We start from the raw sequence: 19,236 nt of genomic DNA on the forward strand, positions 1-19,236 counted from the left end.
ACGTTTGGCCGTGCCAGAAGGCATTGATGCCGCCGTACCAGGCCTTCTCGGCCGCATTTCCCAGAACCAGGATCCATCTGGCACTCCTAGGCTTTGCCGATGAGATCGTCCGCACAATGGCGGGCCTGTTCGCGTATGTGGGGACGCTGGCGCTGCTTGCCATCCTCGGCCTCGCCGTACTCGGCCAGTTGCCAGGTCTGCGGGATGACGAGCCGGCGATACGGCCAGGCTGGAACGTGGCCGACCGCTCGCATCCTGCCTTTGCCGTCAGCCGGCTCGATTCCAGCGACAAAACAGACGCTTACATCATACTTCGGCATCCGGAGGGCGGCCGCAAGGACGTCATGCGCTGGGTCGGCGACACGCCGGTGCCGGTCGCCGAGCTCGAAATCTACCGCCCCGGCGGCGAATTCGTCCCGGCGGCGCGCCTGCCGGCAGACATGGCGGCCCGGATGGGCCTCGGTGCGGCGACGCGACTCGAGGAAGCCGGCGTCATCGACAGCAAGTTCGGGCCCGTGGCGCTGTATGGTCCGAGCGGGCAGGCCTCCGGCTGTCTCGGCTACGTCAAGCGGATCGAGGAGCCCTCGCTTCAGATCTCCGGCTGGTCGTGCCAAGGCGACACCTTCAAAGGCGACACGCTGCCGGCCCGTCGCGCCGCGATCGCCTGCACGCTGAACCGGCTGACGCTGCTGACCTCCGGCAACGAGCCGAAGCTGGCCGAATTGTTCGCCCATGCCGAGCTGAAGCGTCGCCCTTGCGGCCCGCCCGCCTCCGCGGACTGGCTGATGGGCGCCGGGAATGCGCAGCTACGCGGCGCGCTTTGACGCGCATCAAGCTCAAGTGGCTGGTTTTCATGCAACTTTTGGCCGCAGGCGGAATTATTCCGGCGCGGTGTGACCCAATTGACCTAGTTGCAGCCACCCCCGGCGCGCTAGTATGAGATGAAATCGATTGGCGGCCTGCCGCTTGAAGGGGACGTGATGAGCTCGAAATTTTCCGCCGCGAACAAACTGGCGCTGTGGCTTGCGGCGGGCGCTGTTGCCGCCATAGGCCTGACCACCTCGGCTGACGCCAAGACCAAGCGCACCTATGACGATCGCGGCTATTACGGCCCGAGCGGTCCCAACGTGGTCTATCAGCAGGGTCCGCACACCCGCATCTATGTCAGCAAGCGCTCCTGGCTCGATGGCGGCACCGAGGTCAATCCGGGCGACCGCAAGTTCATGGACTATGCGTTCCCGTCGCCGTACGGGTACCCGACCTTCGCGCGCGAGAACAACAACCGTCCGATCGATCGCCAGCCGCTGAGCACGCCGTCCGATCTCGGCGGCTTCCCGACGGCCTTCCCGCTCCCGCCGCTGTATTGAGCGGACGGATCTAAACTTAGCGACGCCGTGATGGCCGGGCATGTCCCGGCCATTTTTGTTTTGTGATGACCTCCCGCTCTACCCGCTGGGAGCAAAAGCCGGGTCGTAACGCTTGCAAAATTGTTCGATCGCCTCGGAACGGAAATCGCTCAAGCGTTCGAAGATGATCTCGTCCGGCCAATCCCACCATGCGATACGGCGCAGGCTTTCCGCGACAGAATCGGTAAAGCGCTTGCGGATGGGGCGCGCGGGAACGCCGCCGACGATCGTGTAGGGCGGTACGCTGCGGCTGACGACCGCGCCTGCGGCGATCACCGCGCCGTCGCCGACCGTCACGCCCGGCAGCAGGATAACGGCGTGCCCGATCCAGCAATCATTGCCAACGATCACCCGGTCGCTGCGGCGGTTTGCAAAAAAGTCGCGGTCACGGCTCGCTGTCGCCTCGTAATATTCCGGGCAATAGGTGAAGCGATGTTGGGACGGACGGCCCATCGGATGGTTCGGCGCGCCGATCCGCACCGAATTGGCGATTGCCGTGAACTTCCCGATCACGGCGTCGGCGACCTCGCAGTTCTCCCCGAGATAGGAGTAGTCGCCGAGCGAGGAAAACTCGATGCGCGTGTTGCAGAGGATTTCGCAACGGCGCCCGATCTGCGCCTCGCGCAGGCGCACCGCTTCATGGATGACGGTTTCCGCGATCTTGGGTCGATGCGACGCATCCATCAGGTGGCTCCACTAGCAGACGACGAAGGGTGGGTTAGCCGAAGGCGTAACCCACCAGTGTTTGCCTCCGCGGAAACAAAAAGAGGTGGGTTACGCTGCGCTAACCCACCCTGCGATTGCGGTGCTTGCCGTTACGCGTGCAGCTTCTGCAGTTCCTTCAAGATCGCTTCGCCCATCTGCGTGGTCGAGGCGGCGGTCGTGCCTTCCGACTTGATGTCGGCGGTGCGCAGGCCGCTCGCCAGCACGGCGGCGATCGCAGCATCGACCTTGTCGGCGAGCGCGCCCATGTCGAAGGAGTAGCGCAGCGCCATGCCGAAGGACGAAATCATCGCGATCGGGTTGGCGAGACCCTTGCCGGCGATGTCGGGCGCCGAGCCGTGCACCGGCTCATACAGAGCCTTGCGCTTCTTGCTCTTCACATCGACTTCACCGAGCGAAGCCGAGGGCAGCATGCCGAGCGAGCCGGTCAGCATCGCCGCGATGTCGGACAGCATGTCGCCGAACAGATTGTCGGTGACGATGACGTCGAACTGCTTCGGCCATTTCACCAGCATCATGCCGCCGGAATCGGCGAGCTGATGCTCGAGCGTGACGTCGGGATATTCGCGCTTGTGGACCTGCGTGACGACCTCGTTCCAGAGCACGCCCGACTTCATGACGTTGCGCTTTTCCATCGACGTCACCTTGTTGCGACGCTTCTTGGCGAGATCAAACGCGACGCGGGCGATGCGCTCGATTTCGTAGGTGTCGTAGACCTGGGTGTCGATGGCGCGCTTCTGGCCGTTGCCGAGATCGGTGATGGTCTTGGGCTCGCCGAAATAGACGCCGCCGGTGAGCTCGCGCACGATCACGATGTCGAGGCCCTCGATCGCCTCACGCTTCAGGCTCGAGGCGTCGGCCAGCGCCGGATAACACACGGCGGGACGGAGGTTGGCGAACAAGGCGAGATCCTTGCGCAGCCGGAGCAGGCCGGCTTCCGGGCGCACCTCGTAGGGCACCGCATCCCACTTCGGACCACCGACCGCGCCGAAGATCACGGCGTCGGCGTCCTTGGCCTTGGCCATGTCGCCCTCGGAGATCGACACCTTGTGGGCGTCATAGGCCGAACCGCCGACGAGGCCGGTGTCGGTCTCGAACTTGGCGATCCCGGCCGAATTGATCCAGTCGATCAGCCGCTTCACCTCGCCCATTACTTCGGGGCCAATGCCGTCACCGGGGAGCAGCAGCAGTTTATGGGTCGCCATGGTCGGTTCCTCTGAGATCGAATTCGGCCGGAGTGCTAGAGCGGCGTTGCGCGCTTGGCAAGACACCATTGCCGCGGCGTGGCTGTGCAAGGCGGGCAGGCCCTGCCACAATCAGCCTTGCCGGAGCACCCCTTGCACGCCCCTGACCGCGCCCCATTAGAGCCGCGCCCTGCGCGGCTGATCCTGACGCTGTCGCTGGCGGCGACGGTCGGGCTTGGCATCGGCCGCTTTGCCTATGCGCTGGTGCTGCCGGACATGCGGGACAGCCTCGACTGGTCCTATTCGGCCGCCGGTTTCATGAACACCATCAACGCCGTCGGCTACCTCGCCGGCGCCCTGATGGCCTCGCGGCTGATCCAGCGGGTCGGCTGGTCGGCTGCAATCCGTGGTGGAACGCTGGCCTGCCTCGCGGCCCTGGCGGTCTGCGCACTCACCGGGAACTTCATCGCGCTCAGCCTGGCGCGGCTGGTGCTGGGCCTTGGCGCGGCGGCGGGCTTCGTCGCCGGCGGCGCGCTGGCCGCAACCATCGCGCAGTCGCATCCCGAAAGGGCCAATTTCCTGCTCAGCCTGTTCTATGCCGGCCCGGGCGTCGGCATCCTCGCCTCTGGGCTGATCGCGCCGTTCACGCTGCAGCATTTCGGGCCGGGCTCCTGGTGGATCGTGTGGTGGGCGCTGACGCTGCTCTCGGCCGCCATGACGATCCCGCTGTTTCTGGTCCGCATCGAGAGCAAGGCGCGGTTCAGCGAGGCGGGGCACGGCACGTTCGCGCTTCCGCCCATCCTGATCTATCTCGCCGGCTACTTCCTGTTCGGCGCGGGCTACATCGCCTACATGACCTTCATGATCGCCTATGTGCGCGATGCCGGCGGCGGGGCGGCCGCGCAGGCCGCGTTCTGGAGCCTGATCGGGGTCAGCGCCTTCGTCACACCCTGGGTCTGGCGCGGCGTGCTGGCGCTCGACCGCGGCGGGCTCGCAACCGCGATCATCCTCGGCACCAACGCGCTCGGTGCGAGCTTGCCGATGCTGGGGCATTCGACGGCATGGCTTGCGACCTCGGCCGTCGTATTTGGTGTCGCCTTCTTTGCCGTGGTCGGTTCGACGACCGCGTTCGTGCGCTTCAACTATCCGCCGCAGGTGTGGCCGACCGCGATCGCGGCGATGACGATCTCGTTCGGCGTCGGCCAGACGCTCGGACCGATCGTGGTCGGCGCGATCACGGATGCGCTGGGCAGTCTTTCGTATGCGCTGAATGTTTCGGCGGCGTTGTTAGCGCTCGGTGCGGTCGCGGCGCTGTGCCAGAGGAAGGTGAGGCCGAAAGGCTCGGTGTCGTAGGGTGGGTTAGCGAAGCGTAACCCACCACTATTTCGCGCAGAGGGAGAAGAGGTGGGTTACGCTTCGCTAACCCACCCTACAAACCGCGGCTAGCTCCCGCTGAACGAATTATATCCCTGGTCTTCCCAGTAGCCGCCCTTGTACTCGTTGGTGACTTCCATCGAGACCACGTATTTCGGGCTCTTGAAGCCGAGTTTTGTCGGCACGCGGATCTTCATGGGATAGCCGTACGCGCGCGGCAAAATCTCGTTCGCATATTTGAACGTCATCTGAGTCTGCGGATGCAGTGCGCTGCGCATGTCGAGCGGGGAGTTGTAGCCGTCCTTGTCGGCGCACTGGAACCAGACATATTTCGCGCGGGTGTCGGCGCCGATCAGTTTCAGGAAATCGCGCAGCGGCGTGCCGGTCCAGCTTCCGATCGCGCTCCAGCCCTCGACGCAGATGTGGCGGGTGATCTGCGTGACCTGCGGGAGCTGGTAGAGCTCGTCCAGCGTCCAGGACTTCTTGTTGTCGACGAGGCCGCGCACCTCGAGCTTCCAGTCCTTGCCGTCGACCTCGGGCGCCTCGTCGAGATCGTAATAGGCATTGAACGGGAACGGCTTTGTGATCGCGCTTTCCGGGAAGGTCGGCGCCAGCGCGTCCGGGTTGAAAATGAAGGCCTGCACCGCGTCGTTGAATTTCGACACCGTCTTCAGCATCTCCTCGGCGGAGGATGAATCGACGACGTCGCAGCCGGTGAGCAGGCTCAGCGCACCCAGGCTGGCGCCGCCCGTGATGAAGCGGCGACGTGTGAGGTCCGGCATCACCTTGAGCGAGTCCCTGATCAGGAGACGCTTGTCGACGCCGGAGATCAGGAATGAACGCTTGGCCATGACAGTTCTCCAGAATCTTTTGTTCTGAGCATGATCTTGTCGGAAAACCGGCTCCCACTTTTCCGGATCATGCTCGCTCAGCGACCGATGATCATGGCGCGCAGGCTCTTCGGCACCAGCAGCGCGAGCGCGACGTGGACCACGAGGAAGGCGCAGGTCGCGGCCATGCAGAAGAAGTGGACGTAGCGCGCGGTTGGATAGTCGCCGAACAGCATCACCAGGTAATAGAGTTGCACGGGCTTCCAGATCGACAGGCCCGACAGCACGATGAGCACGCCGACGACGATGATGCCGGCATAGAGCAGGCGCTGCACGTAGTTGTAGACGGTAAGATCATCATGACCGAGCTTGAAGGTCAGCGCCGCCTTGACGTCATGGAGCACACCCGACGGCGTGATCGGCAGCAGCTTCTTGCGGAAACGGCCGGTGGCGAAGCCGGTGATGAGATAGGCGAGCCCATTGATCATCAGCAGCCACATCGCCGCAAAATGCCAGAGCAGCGCACCGCCGAGCCAGCCCCCCAGCGTGATGTTGCGAGAGAAGCTGAAGTTGAACAGCGGCGAGGCGTTGTAGATCTGCCAGCCCGACATGATCATCAGGATCATGGCAAGCGCGTTGATCCAGTGCATCACCCTCACCCAGGCCGGCTGAATGACCTTCGCCGGCGAGGCGGTAGCGGGTGCATCGGTTGCAGCAAGGCTGGACATGGTGGTTCCGTCCTCAGGGGTCGCGTGACAACAAATATACGCCGGCAATTTCGGTTTCGTTACGCCCTCATAGGCATCGAACCGATGCCTATGAAACATCGCGGTCACAATAAAGCGAGCCGGGATCCCCCGGCTCGCCGTTTCGCGCATCCTGTTCGGGGATGAAACAGGGTACTGCGGTGTTACGTCGCCGGCATCAGCACGGTATCGACCACATGGATCACGCCGTTCGACTGGTTGACGTTGGTGATCGTCACCATCGAGGTCCCGCCCTTGGCATCGACGATCCAGGTCTTGCCGTCCATTTTCTTGACCGTCAGCTCCTCGCCCTCGGCAGTCTTGAGCTTCTTGCCATCGGTGAGGTCGGAGGCCTCGAGCTTGCCGGGCACCACATGGTAGGTGAGGATCTTGGTCAGGGTCGCCTTGTTCTCCGGCTTGACCAGGGTGTCGACGGTGCCGGTCGGCAGCTTGCCGAAGGCAGCATTGGTTGGCGCGAACACCGTGAACGGGCCCTTGCCTTCCAGCGTCTGCACGAGGCCGGCGGCCTTCACCGCCGCCACCAGCGTGGTGTGGTCCTTGGAGTTGACGGCATTCTGGATGATGTTCTTGGAGGGGAACATCGCGGCCCCGCCGACCATGACGGTCTTTTCCTCGGCGCGAACCGGCGCGACGATGGTCGCGGTGATGGCGAGTGCGCTGAAGGCTGCGGCGGTGAGATAGGCAATACGCTTCGACATGGAGAGTCTCCCGATATCTGGATGAAGTCCTGCAACAACGGCACCTTGCGACAGGTGTGAGGCGATAGCGCCGTCGTTGGCCGAACTACGGGAGGGTTTGCGACGCGGTTTCGGACAATAATTTATTGTGATGCGTGAAACTTTGGGTGGGCGAATTCGTGGGGTGCTGCGCGCTCGCGCCACGCACGCCAGTACCGCAGTGTGGGGCAGGCGCCACATCCTCCGCTCGTCGTCCCGTGGCGCGCAAAGCGCGAGCCCGGGACCTATAACCACAGGGAGTGGTTGTGGTGCGCGACTGGTAACCACAAGTCTTCGCCAAACCACTCCCTGTGGTTATGGGCCCCCGCCCCCCGTGCGCAATTGCGCACTAGGCGGGGGCGACGAGTTGGGATTGGGGCAACGACGGAGTGTAATCTCAATCCCTGCTGAGCGGCGTCTGGATAAAGCCGCGATTATTCGTGGGGCTGATCAGCACCTCGTTGATGCAGACGCGCGGGGGCATCGAGGCGATGAAGGCGATGGTGCGGCCGAGATCTTCGGATTGCAGCATCCTCGCCTGCTCCTCCTCGCTGGGCACGACGGGGCGCAGTTTCAGGATCGGCGTCGCCACTTCGCCCGGCATCAGGCAGCAGGCGCGCAGGCCGTTGACGCACTCGTCCATGTTGAAAGAATGGGTCAGCGCCAGCACCGCATGTTTGGTCGTGGTGTAGGCCGGGCCCGGCATTTTCGAAACGTGGCGGCCGGCCCAGGACGAGACGTTGATGATGCATCCGTCCTGCTGCCTGCGCATCGCCGGCAGCACCGCGCGCATGCAATAGAGCACGCCGTTGAGGTTGATCTCGACGAGCTCGTCCCAACCCTCCAGTTCCATGTCGTCCCAGCTTCGCCTGGGAACGTTGATGCCGGCGCTGTTGACCAGGAGGTCGATGCGGCCGTGCTTGGCCAGGATCTGATCAGCCGCCTTCTGCACATCGGCGGCAATGCTGACATCGAGCGGGATCGCCTCCGCCGCCCCACCGTCTTTGGCGATCTTGGCAACCACGGCATCCAGCGCGTCCTTGCGGCGGCCGGACACCACCACCGTCCAGCCGTCGGCCGCGAGCGCCTCCGCGCCGGCCTCCCCGATCCCGCTGCCGCCGCCGGTGACCCAGGCCACGCGTTTCCTTTCGTTTGTCATGCAAACTGTCTCCGTTGCTTCATCGGGGCTGTTTTTGCTAATCCAGCCCTCGGTTTTGACCGGCCTTCGCCGTTGAGGAATGTTGCATGAACCAAGCTGCCAACGCCAATCTGTTTTCCCGCCTGTTCGATAACCTCGAGGATCCGACGCGGCTTGCGATCGAGACCCATGACGGCAGCCGCATCACCTATGGCGAGCTGATCGCACGCGCGGGCCAGATGGCGAATGTGCTGGTCGAGCGCGGCGTGAAGCCTGGCGACCGCGTCGCGGTGCAGGTGGAAAAATCCGTCGCCAATATCGTGCTGTACCTCGCAACCGTGCGGGCCGGCGCGGTCTATTTGCCGCTCAACACGGCGTACACGCTGAACGAGCTCGACTACTTCATCACCGACGCCGAGCCGTCACTGGTGGTCTGCGATCCCTCCAAGGCCGACGGCATCGCCGCGATCGCCGCCAAGGTGAAGGCCAAGGTCGAGACGCTCGGGCCCGACGGCAAGGGCTCGCTGACGGACGCCGCCGCGAAGGCGAAGAGTGAGTTCGCCACCGTGGCGCGTGCCAACGACGATCTCGCCGCAATCCTCTACACGTCAGGCACCACCGGTCGCTCCAAGGGCGCGATGCTGTCCCACGACAATCTCGCCTCGAACTCGCTGACGCTGGTCGACTACTGGCGCTTCACCGAACAGGACGTGCTGATCCACGCACTGCCGATCTACCACACCCACGGCCTGTTCGTGGCGACCAACGTCACGCTGTTCGCGCGCGCCTCGATGATCTTCCTGCCGAAGCTCGATCCGGACCTCATCATCAAGTTGATGGCGCGCGCCACCGCGCTGATGGGTGTGCCGACATTCTATACGCGCCTCCTGCAAAACCCCGCGCTGTCGCGCGAGACGACCAAGCACATGCGTCTCTTCATCTCCGGCTCGGCGCCGCTGCTCGCCGAAACTCATCGCGAATGGTCTGCGCGCACCGGGCATGCCGTGCTCGAGCGCTACGGCATGACCGAGACCAACATGAACACGTCGAACCCGTATGACGGCGAGCGCGTGCCCGGCGCGGTCGGCTTTCCGCTGCCCGGCGTGTCCGCCCGCGTGACCGATCCCGAGACCGGCAAGGAGCTGCCGCGTGACGAGATCGGCATGATCGAGGTGAAGGGACCGAACGTCTTCAAAGGCTATTGGCGCATGCCGGAGAAGACCAAGTCCGAATTCCGTCCCGACGGCTTCTTCATCACCGGCGATCTCGGCAAGATCGACGCCAAGGGCTACGTCCACATCCTCGGCCGCGGCAAGGATCTCGTGATCTCCGGCGGCTTCAACGTCTACCCGAAGGAAATCGAGAGCGAGATCGACGCCATGCCGGGCGTGATCGAGTCCGCCGTGATCGGCGTGCCGCATGCTGATTTCGGCGAAGGCGTCACGGCCGTCCTGGTCTGCAACAAGGGCGCCGATGTCACCGAGGCCGCGGTGCTGAAGGCGCTCGACGGCCGGCTCGCAAAGTTCAAGATGCCCAAGCGCGTCTTCGTCGTCGACGAGCTGCCACGTAATACGATGGGCAAGGTGCAGAAGAACGTCTTGCGGGATACCTACAAGGATATTTACACGAAGAAGTAGCGCCGCGCTCCACTCTCGCTGTCGTCCTGGCGATAGCCAGGACCCATTACCCCAGGGAAGAGCTGCGGCGCGAGGCGGTAACTACGAGTCTTCGCCAAACTATTCCCTGTGCTAATGGGTCCTGGATCGACGCTCGCTCCGCTCGCTTGTCCAGGACGACGTGGGTTGAGGCCGGCGCCACAATGAATCGTCATTGCGAGCACAGCGAAGCAATCCAGACCGCCGCCACGGAGAGATTCTGGATTGCTTCGCTACGCTCGCAATGACGGAATGTGCAGCGCTTATTGCCCACCCAGCAAACTCAGCACAAACCGGCTGCCCACGATGAAGAGATAGCAGCCGAACGCGGTCTCCAGCGTGCGCTTTGACATCGCATGCGCGGCTTTCACACCGAGCGGTGCGGTGACGAGGCTCATTGGCATCACCAGCACGGCGCCGATCAGCGAGACATAGCCGAGCGCGACCGGCCATTGCAGCGCTGCGACCTCGGGAAAACGCGCCGCCGCCGGCCAGCCGGCATAGATGTAGCCGAGCGCGCCGGGGATCGAGATCAGCACCGCGAGCGCCGAGGAGGTCGCGACCGCCTGATGGATCGGGCGGCCGTAGAACGTCATCAGCAAATTGGAGAACAGGCCGCCGCCGATTCCCATCAGCGTCGAGAGGATGCCGACCAGAAAGCCGTAAGCGCGCATCAGCGGCCCTTTCGGCAGGTCGTCACCGAACTTCCAGGTCTCGCGCGCGAAAATGAGCCGCGCCGCGGCGGAATAAGCGACGGCGACGAAGACGATCTTGAACAGCCGCTCCGGCGCGTAGCGCGCAACCACGCTGCCGGCGATGACGCCGATGACGATCGGCAGCCACCAGACGCGCAGGACCGCCATGTCGACCGCGCCGCGCTTGTAATGCGCCTGGAACGAGCGGATCGATGTCGGGATGATGACCGCAAGCGAGGTGCCGACGCAGAGCGGCATCCGCACCTCCAGGGGCACGCCGGCGATGCGGAAGCATTCGTAGAACACGGGGACCAGGATTGCGCCGCCGCCGATGCCGAACACGCCGGCGAGAAAGCCCGAGAGCGCGCCGACCGCGATGAGCAGCAGCGCCAGCTCGACGATGTCCTGGAGATTGAGACCTGCAATCACGCGAATCGTATCCCGGCACGTGAGCCACGAACCCCCAGGTCGATGCACCCGGACGAAGCGCGACGCGTCCGCAACTTCTAGGCTATCTCGCTCGTGGTCGTCAGCGGGTAGCGACAGGCGCGGGATGCAGGGCACGCATATCGGAAGCGCCTTGGAGGGATGATGGACGTGAAAACAGCTCAAGCGGCAGGCTTCTTCGCGGTTCCGCCCCAGGTCGCTTTGGCCGCGCTTTTCGGCATGAACGGACTGGTTCGCGTGAGGACGATCCTCTTGCGATTTCAAGTCGCGAAGCGAGGCCCCCAAGAAACGGCGAAAGATTCAGCTCTTCAACATCCCGATGTCGTTCTGGTATACCAAGCTCCTGATCAGCCTTGCTTCGTGATCCCTCTAGAGCTGAACGCTGGTTCGCTTTATGGCGATTTGGTGATTGCGTGGATAGATTCGACTCCGTAAATAGGGCCGACCTTTCGCGATCCCCGCGCGCCCCATGCTGGGCCGCAATAAAACACCAAAGCCGCCCATGACCGCACGGATCGAACGACCGCTTTCACCACACCTGCAAGTCTACCGCTGGACGCTGACGATGGCGCTATCCATCGTCCACCGCGCCACCGGTATCGCGCTCTATTTTGGAACGGTTCTGCTCGCCTGGTGGCTGATTGCGGCGGCGTCGGGCCCGGGGGCCTACGGCAATGTGCAGGCCTTCACCGGCAGCTTCTTCGGCCGTCTCATCGTGTTCGGCTACACCTGGGCCCTGATGCATCACATGCTCAGCGGCATCAGGCATTTCGTCTGGGACCTCGGCTACGGCTTCAAGGCCAATGAGCGCGAGGCCCTGACCTGGGGCGCGCTGATCGGTGGCATCTCGCTCACTGTCCTGATCTGGATCATTGCCTACGCGATCGGAGGCGGACGATGAGCACGACCGATACACCCAAGCGCAGCATGCGCACGCCGCTCAGCCGCGTCCGCAACCTCGGCGCCGCGCATTCGGGCACGTCTGACTTCTGGCGCCAGCGCCTCACCGGCGTCGCGATGACGCTGTTGATGCTGCCTGTGATCGTGGTCGTCATGATGCTGCTCGGCAGCAACCAGGCCGGAGCCAAGGTGATCCTCGGCTCGCTGCCGATCGCGCTGATCCTCTTGCTCTTCATCTTCGCCAGCGCCTGGCACATGAAGATCGGCATGCAGGTCGTGATCGAGGACTACGTCCACAACGAGAAGCTGAAGCTCGTTGCGGTCATGCTCAACAACTTCTTCTCGATCGCGGTGGCGCTCGCCTCGACCTACGCGATCCTCAAGCTGTCATCCGGAGTGTAACCCATGGCCGCCACCACGAATGGCAAGGGCAGCGGCGCTCCCGCCACCAACGGAAAAGCCTATCCGATCGAAGACCATACCTATGACGTCGTCGTGGTCGGCGCGGGCGGTGCGGGCCTGCGCGCCGTCGTCGGCTGCAGCGAGGCGGGCCTGCGCACGGCCTGCATCACCAAAGTGTTCCCGACGCGCTCGCACACCGTCGCGGCGCAGGGCGGCATCTCCGCTTCGCTCGGCAACATGCACAAGGACGACTGGCGCTGGCATATGTACGACACCGTGAAGGGGTCGGACTGGCTGGGCGACCAGGACGCGATCGAATACATGGTGCGCCACGCGCCGGAAGCCGTTTACGAGCTCGAGCACTGGGGCGTGCCGTTCTCGCGCACCGAGGACGGCAAGATCTATCAGCGCCCGTTCGGCGGCATGACCATGGACTACGGTAAGGGCCAGGCGCAGCGCACCTGCGCGGCCGCCGACCGCACCGGTCACGCCATGCTGCACACGATGTACGGCCAGTCGCTCCGCCATGCGGCAGAATTCTTCATCGAGTTCTTCGCCATCGACCTGATCATGGACGACCAGGGCGCCTGCCGCGGCGTGATCGCGCTGAAGCTCGATGACGGCACGCTGCATCGCTTCCGCGCCCAGACCACGATTTTGGCGACCGGCGGCTATGGCCGCGCCTACGCCTCCTGCACCTCGGCCCATACCTGCACCGGCGACGGCGGCGGCATGGTGCTGCGTGCCGGCCTGCCGCTCCAGGACATGGAGTTCGTGCAGTTCCACCCGACCGGCATCTACGGTTCGGGCTGTCTCGTCACCGAAGGCGCGCGCGGCGAGGGCGGCTATCTCGTCAACTCCGAAGGCGAGCGCTTCATGGAGCGCTACGCGCCGTCGGCCAAGGACCTCGCCTCGCGCGACGTCGTCTCGCGCGCGATGACCATCGAAATCCGCGAGGGGCGCGGCGTCGGCAAGAAGAAGGACCACATCTTCCTGCATCTCGACCATCTCGATCCGAAGGTCCTGCAGGAGCGGCTGCCGGGTATTTCCGAATCGGCAAAGATCTTCGCCAATGTCGACGTGACCCGCGAGCCGATCCCGATCGTGCCGACCGTCCACTACAACATGGGCGGCATCCCGACGAATTATCACGGCGAGGTGCTGACCAAGAAGGATGGCGACGACAACGCCGTGATACCGGGCCTGATGGCGATCGGCGAAGCCGCCTGCGTCTCGGTGCACGGCGCCAACCGTCTCGGCTCCAACTCGCTGATCGACCTCGTGGTGTTCGGCCGCGCCGCGGCGCTGCGCTGCGCCGAGAAGCTCACCGCCAACGGCAAGCAGCCGGAGCTGCCGGCGAACTCCGCCGAGCAGTCGCTCGGCCGCCTCGATCATTACCGCTACGCCTCCGGCGGCACGCCGACCGCGAAGCTGCGCGAGGGCATGCAACACGTGATGCAGAACAATTGCGCGGTGTTCCGCACCGGCGAGGTTCTGAGCGAAGGCCAGAACCTGATCCAGAAGGTCCACAGCGGCATCACCGACATCGCGGTGTCCGACCGCTCGCTGGTGTGGAATTCGGACCTCGTCGAGACGCTCGAGTTCGACAATCTGATCTCGCAGGCGGTGGTGACGATGAACTCGGCCGCCAACCGCACCGAGAGCCGCGGCGCGCATGCCCGCGAGGATTATTCCGAGCGTGACGACAAGAACTGGATGAAGCACACGCTGGCCTGGCTCGACGATGCCGCCAAGGTCACGATCGACTACCGCCCGGTGCACAACTACACCATGACCAACGACGTCCAGTACATCCCGCCGAAGGCGCGCGTGTACTGAGCGAAAGCGAAGGCCTGATCGAAAATGGTTGAATTCGCACTTCCGAAGAACTCGAAGATCACCGGCGGCAAGACCTGGCCGAAGCCCGCGGGCGCGACGGACTTGCGCGAATTCCGCGTCTATCGCTGGAACCCGGACGACGGCAAGAACCCGAGCGTCGACACCTATTACGTCGACACCAACGACTGCGGTCCGATGGTGCTGGACGGCCTGATCTGGATCAAGAATCACATCGACCCGTCGCTGACCTTCCGCCGTTCCTGCCGCGAGGGCGTCTGCGGTTCCTGCGCGATGAACATCGACGGCCAGAACACGCTCGCCTGCACCCGCTCGATGCACGACGTGAAGGACGGCGCGGTGAAGATCAACCCGCTGCCGCACCAGCCGGTGGTGAAGGACCTCGTCCCCGACCTCACCAATTTCTACGCGCAATACGCCTCGGTCGAGCCGTGGCTGAAGACGACCTCGCCGACGCCGCAGAAGGAATGGCGCCAGAGCCACGAGGACCGCGAAAAGCTCGACGGCCTCTACGAGTGCATCCTCTGCGCCTGCTGCTCGACCTCCTGCCCGAGCTATTGGTGGAACAGCGAGCGCTATCTCGGCCCCGCCGCCCTGCTCCAGGCCAACCGCTGGGTGTCCGATTCGCGCGACGAGGCGACCGGCGAGCGGCTCGACAATCTCGAGGACCCGTTCCGGCTCTATCGCTGCCACACCATCATGAACTGCGCCAAGGCTTGTCCGAAAGGCCTCAACCCCGCAGAGGCGATCGCCGAGCTGAAGCTGAAGCTCGTCGAGCGGCAAGTTTAAGCGAACTTTTATGCATCGGCGGCGGCCGGACATCGCCGCGGCCGTATTGCTACCTATGGTAGCTTAGCTCAGGATTGCTACTGGCGCATCCTTCGCGGGCGGAGACGCGCCGGCCGCAACCAAAGGTTCCCATCACAAGCCACTTCCTTCCCTGCGGGAAATTCAAGTAAGCTTCGTTCCGGGTCAGGAGCGACTGTGCAGGGTGCGCAACGCAATTCGTTGAAACTGCTGCAGTGGATGATGGCGGCATCCCTGGCGCTGCCGATTGCGCTGTTCATCATCGCCTCGGCGATCTCCTATCATTCGACCAACGACATCGCCGACCGCGAGATCGAGCGCACGCTCGACGTCGCCCATGAGCATGCGCTCAAGGTGTTCGAGACCATCGACCGCAGCCTCGCCGAGCTCAACGAGGTGGTGCGCGGCCTTTCGGACGAGGCCATCCGGTCGCGCGAGGGGGCGCTGCATCTTCGCCTGAAGCGGCTGACCGATTCGCTGCCGCAGCTCAAATCTGTCTGGATCTTCGATGCGCAGGGCCATGCGCTGGTCAACAGCCTGTTGTCGCCGGCGCCGCAGGTCAGCTTCGCGGACCGGGATTATTTCAACGCCCATGTCGACCAGACCATCGGCACCTTCATCGGCACGCCGCTGACGCCGCGCCAGCCCTACCAGGGCGCCCGCTTCTTCGGCATGAGCCGCCGCCGCGAGTCCGACGACGGCAGCTTCATCGGCGTGATCCAGGCCTCGGTGTTTCCCGAATATTTCGAGAGCTTCTACGCGCGCATCGGCAGCGATCCCGGCAGCTTCTTCGCGCTGGGGCGGACCGACGGCGTCCTGCTCGCGCACTATCCGCACCTCGATCGCGATGTCCGGCTCGACCCCGGTGGGCCGGTCGGCCGGAAGATCGCGCTGAGCCCCGCGCACGGGCTGATGACCATCGCCTGGCCCGCCGACGGGATCGAGCGGCGCATCGGCTACAAGCGCGTCGCCGAATATCCGATCTATGTCAGCGCGGGGCTCGAGACCTCGGCGATCCGTTCGCGCTGGCTCGCCACCATGGGCCAGCACCTGATTTTCGGTCTGCCTGCCACCGCCCTGCTCTTCTTCATCCTCGCGCTGGCGTTCCGGCGCACGCAGAACCTCCAGGCCGAAGCGGCACGGCGGCGCGACGCCGAGGAGGCACTCAAGCACAGCCAGCGCCTGGAAGCGCTCGGACAGCTCACCGGCGGCGTGGCGCACGACTTCAATAACCTGCTGACCGTGATCCGCGCCTCCATCGACCTGTTGAACCGACCGCAATTGTCGGAGGAGAGGCGGCAGCGCTACATCAACGCCATCACTGATGCGGTCGCGCGCGCCGCAAAGCTGACCTCGCAGCTCCTGGCCTTCGCACGGCGGCAGACGCTGAAGCCCGAGGTGTTCGACGTCGGCACGCGCGTGCAGTCGCTGCGCGACATGATCGCCACGCTGACGGGACCGGCCATCGAGATCGTGATGCGGCTGCCGGCGGCGTCCTTTCTCGTCAACGCCGATGCCGGCCAGTTCGAGACGGCGCTGTTCAATATGGCGGTCAATGCGCGCGATGCGATGCAGGGCCGCGGCAGGATCACGTTCACGGTGGAGGCGGCGACGGCCGTTCCCGACAGCCTGACACATCTCGTCGGCAGCCATGGCTTCATCACCGTCACGGTCACCGATACCGGGTCCGGCATCCCGATAAGCCAGCTCGGCCGCATCTTCGAGCCGTTCTTCACCACCAAGCAGGTCGGCCACGGGACCGGGCTCGGCCTGTCGCAGGTGTTCGGCTTCGTCAAGCAATCCGGCGGCGAGGTGACGGTTGCGAGCGAGGTCGGCCGCGGCAGCGCCTTCACGCTCTATCTGCCGCGCGTACCCGCCGAGGTGCTGCCGCAGCGGCAGGCGCCCGACACCGCACCGGCACTCGCCGGCAGCGGCATGTCGGTGCTGGTCGTCGAGGACAATATCGAGGTGGCCAATTTCGCCGCCGATGGTCTCACCGAGCTCGGCTACAGCGTCACGCTGGTCGACAATGCCGGCGATGCGCTCGCCGAGCTGACGGTGGACGCGGATCGCTTCGACGTGGTGTTCTCCGACGTGGTGATGCCCGGCATGACCGGCCTCGATCTCGCGCACGCGATCCGCGACCGCGGCATCGACGTGCCAATCGTGCTCACCAGCGGCTACAGCCACGTGCTGGCGCAGGACGGCAGCTTCGGCTTCGAACTGCTGCAAAAGCCCTACTCGATCGAGGCGCTGTCGCGCGTGCTGTACAAGGCGGCACGGCTGCGCCGCGTGCGGGATGGAGCGGCGGAGTGACTTCCGCGAGCCGCTGAAGCCAGAAGGAACCGGCTGATTTCCCTCGCGTTGTTCAGCAATGCAAAAGCCGGCCGCCGAACGCGAAAAGGGCAGGAAGCCGCCCATAATCGAGATCGCCGGCGAGAACGACGAGGAGGTCGCTCCGCCGCCTCCGGAGATTCTCGAATCGGGCGCCGATCTATCGCCTGAGGAGATCGAGGAAGCGCGGAAAGACTATCTGCTGACCCGCTTCTGGATCAGTGCAAGGGGCTTTTGGGGCCCAAATGGCGATCGGCTGGCCTGGCCGTTCTCGATCGGGCTCGGGGTCCTGATCGTCGCCACCGTCGGCTTTCAGTACGGCATCAACGTCTGGAATCGCGCGATCTTCGATGCGATCGAGCAGCGCGACGCCTCCACCGTCTACCATTTGACAGCGGTGTTCTTTCCGCTCGCATTCGGCAGCGTCGCGCTCGGGGTGGCCCAGGTCTTCGCGCGCATGCGCATCCAGCGCCGCTGGCGCGCCTGGCTCACCGCAAGCGTGCTGACGCGATGGCTCGCCAATGGCCGCTACTATCAGCTCAATTTGGTCGGCGGCGACCACGACAATCCCGAATACCGGATTGCGGAAGACCTGCGCATCGCCACCGATTCACCAGTTGACTTTCTCGCCGGCGTGACCGCGGCATTCCTGTCGGCGGCGACCTTCATCGTCGTGCTCTGGACCATCGGCGGCGCGCTCACGGTCAGGCTCGGCGCCACATCGCTCACCATTCCCGGCTTCCTCGTGATCGCCGCCGTCGTCTATGCCGCGATTGCCTCGGGTTCGATCGCAGTGATCGGCCGGCGTTTTGTGAGGGTCTCCGAGGACAAGAACCAGGCAGAGGCCGACTTCCGCTACACGCTGACGCGCGTGCGCGAGAACGGCGAGAGCATCGCGCTGCTCGGCGGCGAAGAGGAGGAGCGCGACGGCATCGACCGCAACTTCAGCAACGTCTTGCGCCAATGGGCCCGGCTCGCTGGACAGCACATGCGCACCACCCTGGTGTCTCAGGGCTCGAGCCTTGTTGCTCCCGTGGTCCCTCTCTTGCTCTGCGCACCGAAATTCCTCGACGCCAGCATGACGCTCGGGCAGGTGATGCAGGCCGCCTCCGCCTTCACCATCGTGCAGAGCGCGTTCGGCTGGCTGGTCGACCACTATCCGCCGCTGGCCGACTGGAACGCCTGCGCCCGGCGCATTGCCTCGCTGATGATGTCGCTCGATGGTCTCGAACGCGCCGAGCAGGGTGACGGCATCGGGCGTATCAAGCGTGGCGATACGGACGATGATGCGATGCTGGAGCTGCGCGATCTCTCCGTCACGCTCGACGATGGCACCGCGGTGGTCAGCGAAACCGAGGTGGTCATCGAGCCCGGCGAGCGGCTGCTGGTGGCCGGCGAATCCGGCACCGGAAAGAGCACGCTGGTGCGCGCGATCGCAGGCCTGTGGCCATGGGGTGGTGGCAGCGTCAACCTCCATCCCGACCGGCGGCTTTTCATGCTGCCGCAGCGTCCCTACGTGCCGACCGGGAGCTTGCGCCGTGCGGTCGCCTATCCGGGCGCAGCCGAAGACTGGACGGTCGATGAGATCTGCGCAGCCCTGCGCAAGGTCGGCCTCGATCATCTCAAGGAGAAGATCGAGGAAGAGGGCCCGTGGGACCAGACGCTGTCCGGCGGCGAGAAGCAGCGTCTCGCCTTCGCGCGGCTGTTGCTGCACAGCCCGGACATCGTGGTGCTTGACGAGGCGACCTCGGCGCTCGACGAGAAGAGCCAGGACAGGATGATGAAGATGGTCACGGACGAACTGCCGAAGGCGACCATCGTCAGCGTGGCGCATCGCGCCGAACTCGAGGCCTTTCATAGCCGCAAGATCGTGCTGGAGCGGCACAGGGGCGGTGCCAGGCTCGTGAGCGACGTCGACCTCATCCCGCGCAGGGGTAAGCGGCGGCTGCTCGGCAGCTTCCTGCGCCAACGCAAGCCGGCACCGAAAAAGGCGGTCTGAGC

At 64.6% G+C, this 19,236-nt stretch carries 18 protein-coding genes; 11 read left to right on the forward strand and 7 right to left on the reverse strand.

Annotated elements, in window-relative coordinates:
* The first annotated feature begins 26 nt into the window (after window positions 1-26).
* Both NLN62_RS17000 and NLN62_RS17005 read left to right on the forward strand, forming a co-directional pair.
* Entirely contained in the window at window positions 27-824 is a 798-nt protein-coding gene (locus NLN62_RS17000) for a hypothetical protein (protein WP_254109518.1), read from the forward strand.
* Window positions 825-980: 156 nt separating this feature from the next.
* A complete protein-coding gene (locus NLN62_RS17005) occupies window positions 981-1,367 on the forward strand; it encodes a hypothetical protein (RefSeq protein WP_027523496.1) in 387 nt (128 codons plus the stop codon).
* Between the two features lie 78 nt (window positions 1,368-1,445).
* On the opposite strand, the gene NLN62_RS17010 is transcribed toward NLN62_RS17005, so the two are convergent.
* Both NLN62_RS17010 and leuB read right to left on the reverse strand, forming a co-directional pair.
* A complete protein-coding gene (locus NLN62_RS17010; protein ID WP_254109520.1) occupies window positions 1,446-2,090 on the reverse strand; it encodes a CatB-related O-acetyltransferase in 645 nt (214 codons plus the stop codon).
* 131 nt (window positions 2,091-2,221) lie between these two features.
* Window positions 2,222-3,334 (reverse strand): 3-isopropylmalate dehydrogenase, encoded by a 1,113-nt coding sequence (gene leuB, locus NLN62_RS17015; RefSeq protein ID WP_027523494.1) that lies wholly within the window; start codon window positions 3,332-3,334, stop codon window positions 2,222-2,224.
* A 132-nt stretch (window positions 3,335-3,466) separates the two neighbouring features.
* Between leuB and NLN62_RS17020 the strand changes: the two genes are divergently transcribed.
* Window positions 3,467-4,666: a YbfB/YjiJ family MFS transporter gene (locus NLN62_RS17020; RefSeq protein WP_254109522.1), complete on the forward strand. Its 1,200-nt coding sequence runs from the start codon at window positions 3,467-3,469 to the stop codon at window positions 4,664-4,666.
* 89 nt (window positions 4,667-4,755) lie between these two features.
* Here the strand turns inward: NLN62_RS17020 and NLN62_RS17025 are convergent, their stop codons facing one another.
* The 4 genes from NLN62_RS17025 to NLN62_RS17040 all read right to left on the reverse strand — a co-directional run bounded on the left by NLN62_RS17025 (window position 4,756) and on the right by NLN62_RS17040 (window position 8,159).
* On the reverse strand, window positions 4,756-5,538 hold the full coding sequence (locus NLN62_RS17025; protein WP_027523492.1) for a molybdopterin-binding protein: 783 nt from the start codon (window positions 5,536-5,538) through the stop codon (window positions 4,756-4,758).
* Window positions 5,539-5,615: 77 nt separating this feature from the next.
* Window positions 5,616-6,245 (reverse strand): cytochrome b/b6 domain-containing protein, encoded by a 630-nt coding sequence (locus tag NLN62_RS17030; RefSeq protein ID WP_254109524.1) that lies wholly within the window; start codon window positions 6,243-6,245, stop codon window positions 5,616-5,618.
* A 182-nt stretch (window positions 6,246-6,427) separates the two neighbouring features.
* On the reverse strand, window positions 6,428-6,982 hold the full coding sequence (locus tag NLN62_RS17035) for a fasciclin domain-containing protein (protein WP_027523490.1): 555 nt from the start codon (window positions 6,980-6,982) through the stop codon (window positions 6,428-6,430).
* A 415-nt stretch (window positions 6,983-7,397) separates the two neighbouring features.
* A complete protein-coding gene (locus tag NLN62_RS17040) occupies window positions 7,398-8,159 on the reverse strand; it encodes an SDR family oxidoreductase (RefSeq protein ID WP_254109526.1) in 762 nt (253 codons plus the stop codon).
* Between the two features lie 86 nt (window positions 8,160-8,245).
* On the opposite strand from NLN62_RS17040, the gene NLN62_RS17045 reads away from it, so the two are divergent.
* On the forward strand, window positions 8,246-9,775 hold the full coding sequence (locus NLN62_RS17045) for a malonyl-CoA synthase (RefSeq protein ID WP_027523488.1): 1,530 nt from the start codon (window positions 8,246-8,248) through the stop codon (window positions 9,773-9,775).
* 281 nt (window positions 9,776-10,056) lie between these two features.
* Here the strand turns inward: NLN62_RS17045 and NLN62_RS17050 are convergent, their stop codons facing one another.
* Window positions 10,057-10,917 (reverse strand): sulfite exporter TauE/SafE family protein, encoded by an 861-nt coding sequence (locus tag NLN62_RS17050; RefSeq protein ID WP_254109528.1) that lies wholly within the window; start codon window positions 10,915-10,917, stop codon window positions 10,057-10,059.
* Window positions 10,918-11,079: 162 nt separating this feature from the next.
* Here NLN62_RS17050 and NLN62_RS17055 point away from each other — a divergent pair, with 162 nt between their 5' ends.
* The 7 genes from NLN62_RS17055 to NLN62_RS17085 all read left to right on the forward strand — a co-directional run bounded on the left by NLN62_RS17055 (window position 11,080) and on the right by NLN62_RS17085 (window position 19,234).
* Window positions 11,080-11,370 carry a hypothetical protein gene (locus NLN62_RS17055; RefSeq protein WP_254109529.1) on the forward strand — a complete coding sequence of 97 codons (291 nt, stop codon included), beginning with the start codon at window positions 11,080-11,082 and terminating at the stop codon, window positions 11,368-11,370.
* A gap of 67 nt (window positions 11,371-11,437) precedes the next feature.
* A complete protein-coding gene (sdhC, locus tag NLN62_RS17060; RefSeq protein ID WP_027523486.1) occupies window positions 11,438-11,836 on the forward strand; it encodes a succinate dehydrogenase, cytochrome b556 subunit in 399 nt (132 codons plus the stop codon).
* Entirely contained in the window at window positions 11,833-12,237 is a 405-nt protein-coding gene (gene sdhD, locus NLN62_RS17065; protein ID WP_254109530.1) for a succinate dehydrogenase, hydrophobic membrane anchor protein, read from the forward strand. The genes sdhC and sdhD overlap by 4 nt, the downstream gene beginning before the upstream one ends.
* Before the next feature lie 3 nt (window positions 12,238-12,240).
* Window positions 12,241-14,076 (forward strand): succinate dehydrogenase flavoprotein subunit, encoded by a 1,836-nt coding sequence (gene sdhA, locus NLN62_RS17070; RefSeq protein ID WP_027523484.1) that lies wholly within the window; start codon window positions 12,241-12,243, stop codon window positions 14,074-14,076.
* A 24-nt stretch (window positions 14,077-14,100) separates the two neighbouring features.
* The gene (locus NLN62_RS17075; protein ID WP_027523483.1) at window positions 14,101-14,883 is read left to right on the forward strand and encodes a succinate dehydrogenase iron-sulfur subunit; all 783 of its coding nucleotides are present in this window, start codon (window positions 14,101-14,103) and stop codon (window positions 14,881-14,883) included.
* Window positions 14,884-15,078: 195 nt separating this feature from the next.
* Complete coding sequence (locus NLN62_RS17080) at window positions 15,079-17,217, forward strand: hybrid sensor histidine kinase/response regulator (RefSeq protein ID WP_027523482.1); 2,139 nt, start codon at window positions 15,079-15,081, stop codon at window positions 17,215-17,217.
* Between the two features lie 58 nt (window positions 17,218-17,275).
* Complete coding sequence (locus NLN62_RS17085; RefSeq protein WP_254109532.1) at window positions 17,276-19,234, forward strand: ABC transporter ATP-binding protein/permease; 1,959 nt, start codon at window positions 17,276-17,278, stop codon at window positions 19,232-19,234.
* Window positions 19,235-19,236 lie beyond the last annotated feature (2 nt).

The organism is Bradyrhizobium sp. CCGUVB23 (assembly GCF_024199885.1).
In the GTDB taxonomy this organism is placed as follows: Bacteria; Pseudomonadota; Alphaproteobacteria; order Rhizobiales; family Xanthobacteraceae; genus Bradyrhizobium.

What these genes read in the sequence shown, in the direction of transcription:
- NLN62_RS17000 (WP_254109518.1), top strand. Translation starts at nt 27, where the DNA reads ATGCCGCCGTACCAGGCCTTCTCGGCCGCATTTCCCAGAACCAGGATC.
- NLN62_RS17005 (WP_027523496.1), top strand. Translation starts at nt 981, where the DNA reads ATGAGCTCGAAATTTTCCGCCGCGAACAAACTGGCGCTGTGGCTTGCG.
- NLN62_RS17010 (WP_254109520.1), bottom strand. Translation starts at nt 2,090, where the DNA reads ATGGATGCGTCGCATCGACCCAAGATCGCGGAAACCGTCATCCATGAA.
- leuB (WP_027523494.1), bottom strand. Translation starts at nt 3,334, where the DNA reads ATGGCGACCCATAAACTGCTGCTGCTCCCCGGTGACGGCATTGGCCCC.
- NLN62_RS17025 (WP_027523492.1), bottom strand. Translation starts at nt 5,538, where the DNA reads ATGGCCAAGCGTTCATTCCTGATCTCCGGCGTCGACAAGCGTCTCCTG.
- NLN62_RS17030 (WP_254109524.1), bottom strand. Translation starts at nt 6,245, where the DNA reads ATGTCCAGCCTTGCTGCAACCGATGCACCCGCTACCGCCTCGCCGGCG.
- NLN62_RS17035 (WP_027523490.1), bottom strand. Translation starts at nt 6,982, where the DNA reads ATGTCGAAGCGTATTGCCTATCTCACCGCCGCAGCCTTCAGCGCACTC.
- NLN62_RS17040 (WP_254109526.1), bottom strand. Translation starts at nt 8,159, where the DNA reads ATGACAAACGAAAGGAAACGCGTGGCCTGGGTCACCGGCGGCGGCAGC.
- NLN62_RS17045 (WP_027523488.1), top strand. Translation starts at nt 8,246, where the DNA reads ATGAACCAAGCTGCCAACGCCAATCTGTTTTCCCGCCTGTTCGATAAC.
- NLN62_RS17055 (WP_254109529.1), top strand. Translation starts at nt 11,080, where the DNA reads ATGGACGTGAAAACAGCTCAAGCGGCAGGCTTCTTCGCGGTTCCGCCC.
- sdhC (WP_027523486.1), top strand. Translation starts at nt 11,438, where the DNA reads ATGACCGCACGGATCGAACGACCGCTTTCACCACACCTGCAAGTCTAC.
- sdhD (WP_254109530.1), top strand. Translation starts at nt 11,833, where the DNA reads ATGAGCACGACCGATACACCCAAGCGCAGCATGCGCACGCCGCTCAGC.
- sdhA (WP_027523484.1), top strand. Translation starts at nt 12,241, where the DNA reads ATGGCCGCCACCACGAATGGCAAGGGCAGCGGCGCTCCCGCCACCAAC.
- NLN62_RS17075 (WP_027523483.1), top strand. Translation starts at nt 14,101, where the DNA reads ATGGTTGAATTCGCACTTCCGAAGAACTCGAAGATCACCGGCGGCAAG.
- NLN62_RS17085 (WP_254109532.1), top strand. Translation starts at nt 17,276, where the DNA reads ATGCAAAAGCCGGCCGCCGAACGCGAAAAGGGCAGGAAGCCGCCCATA.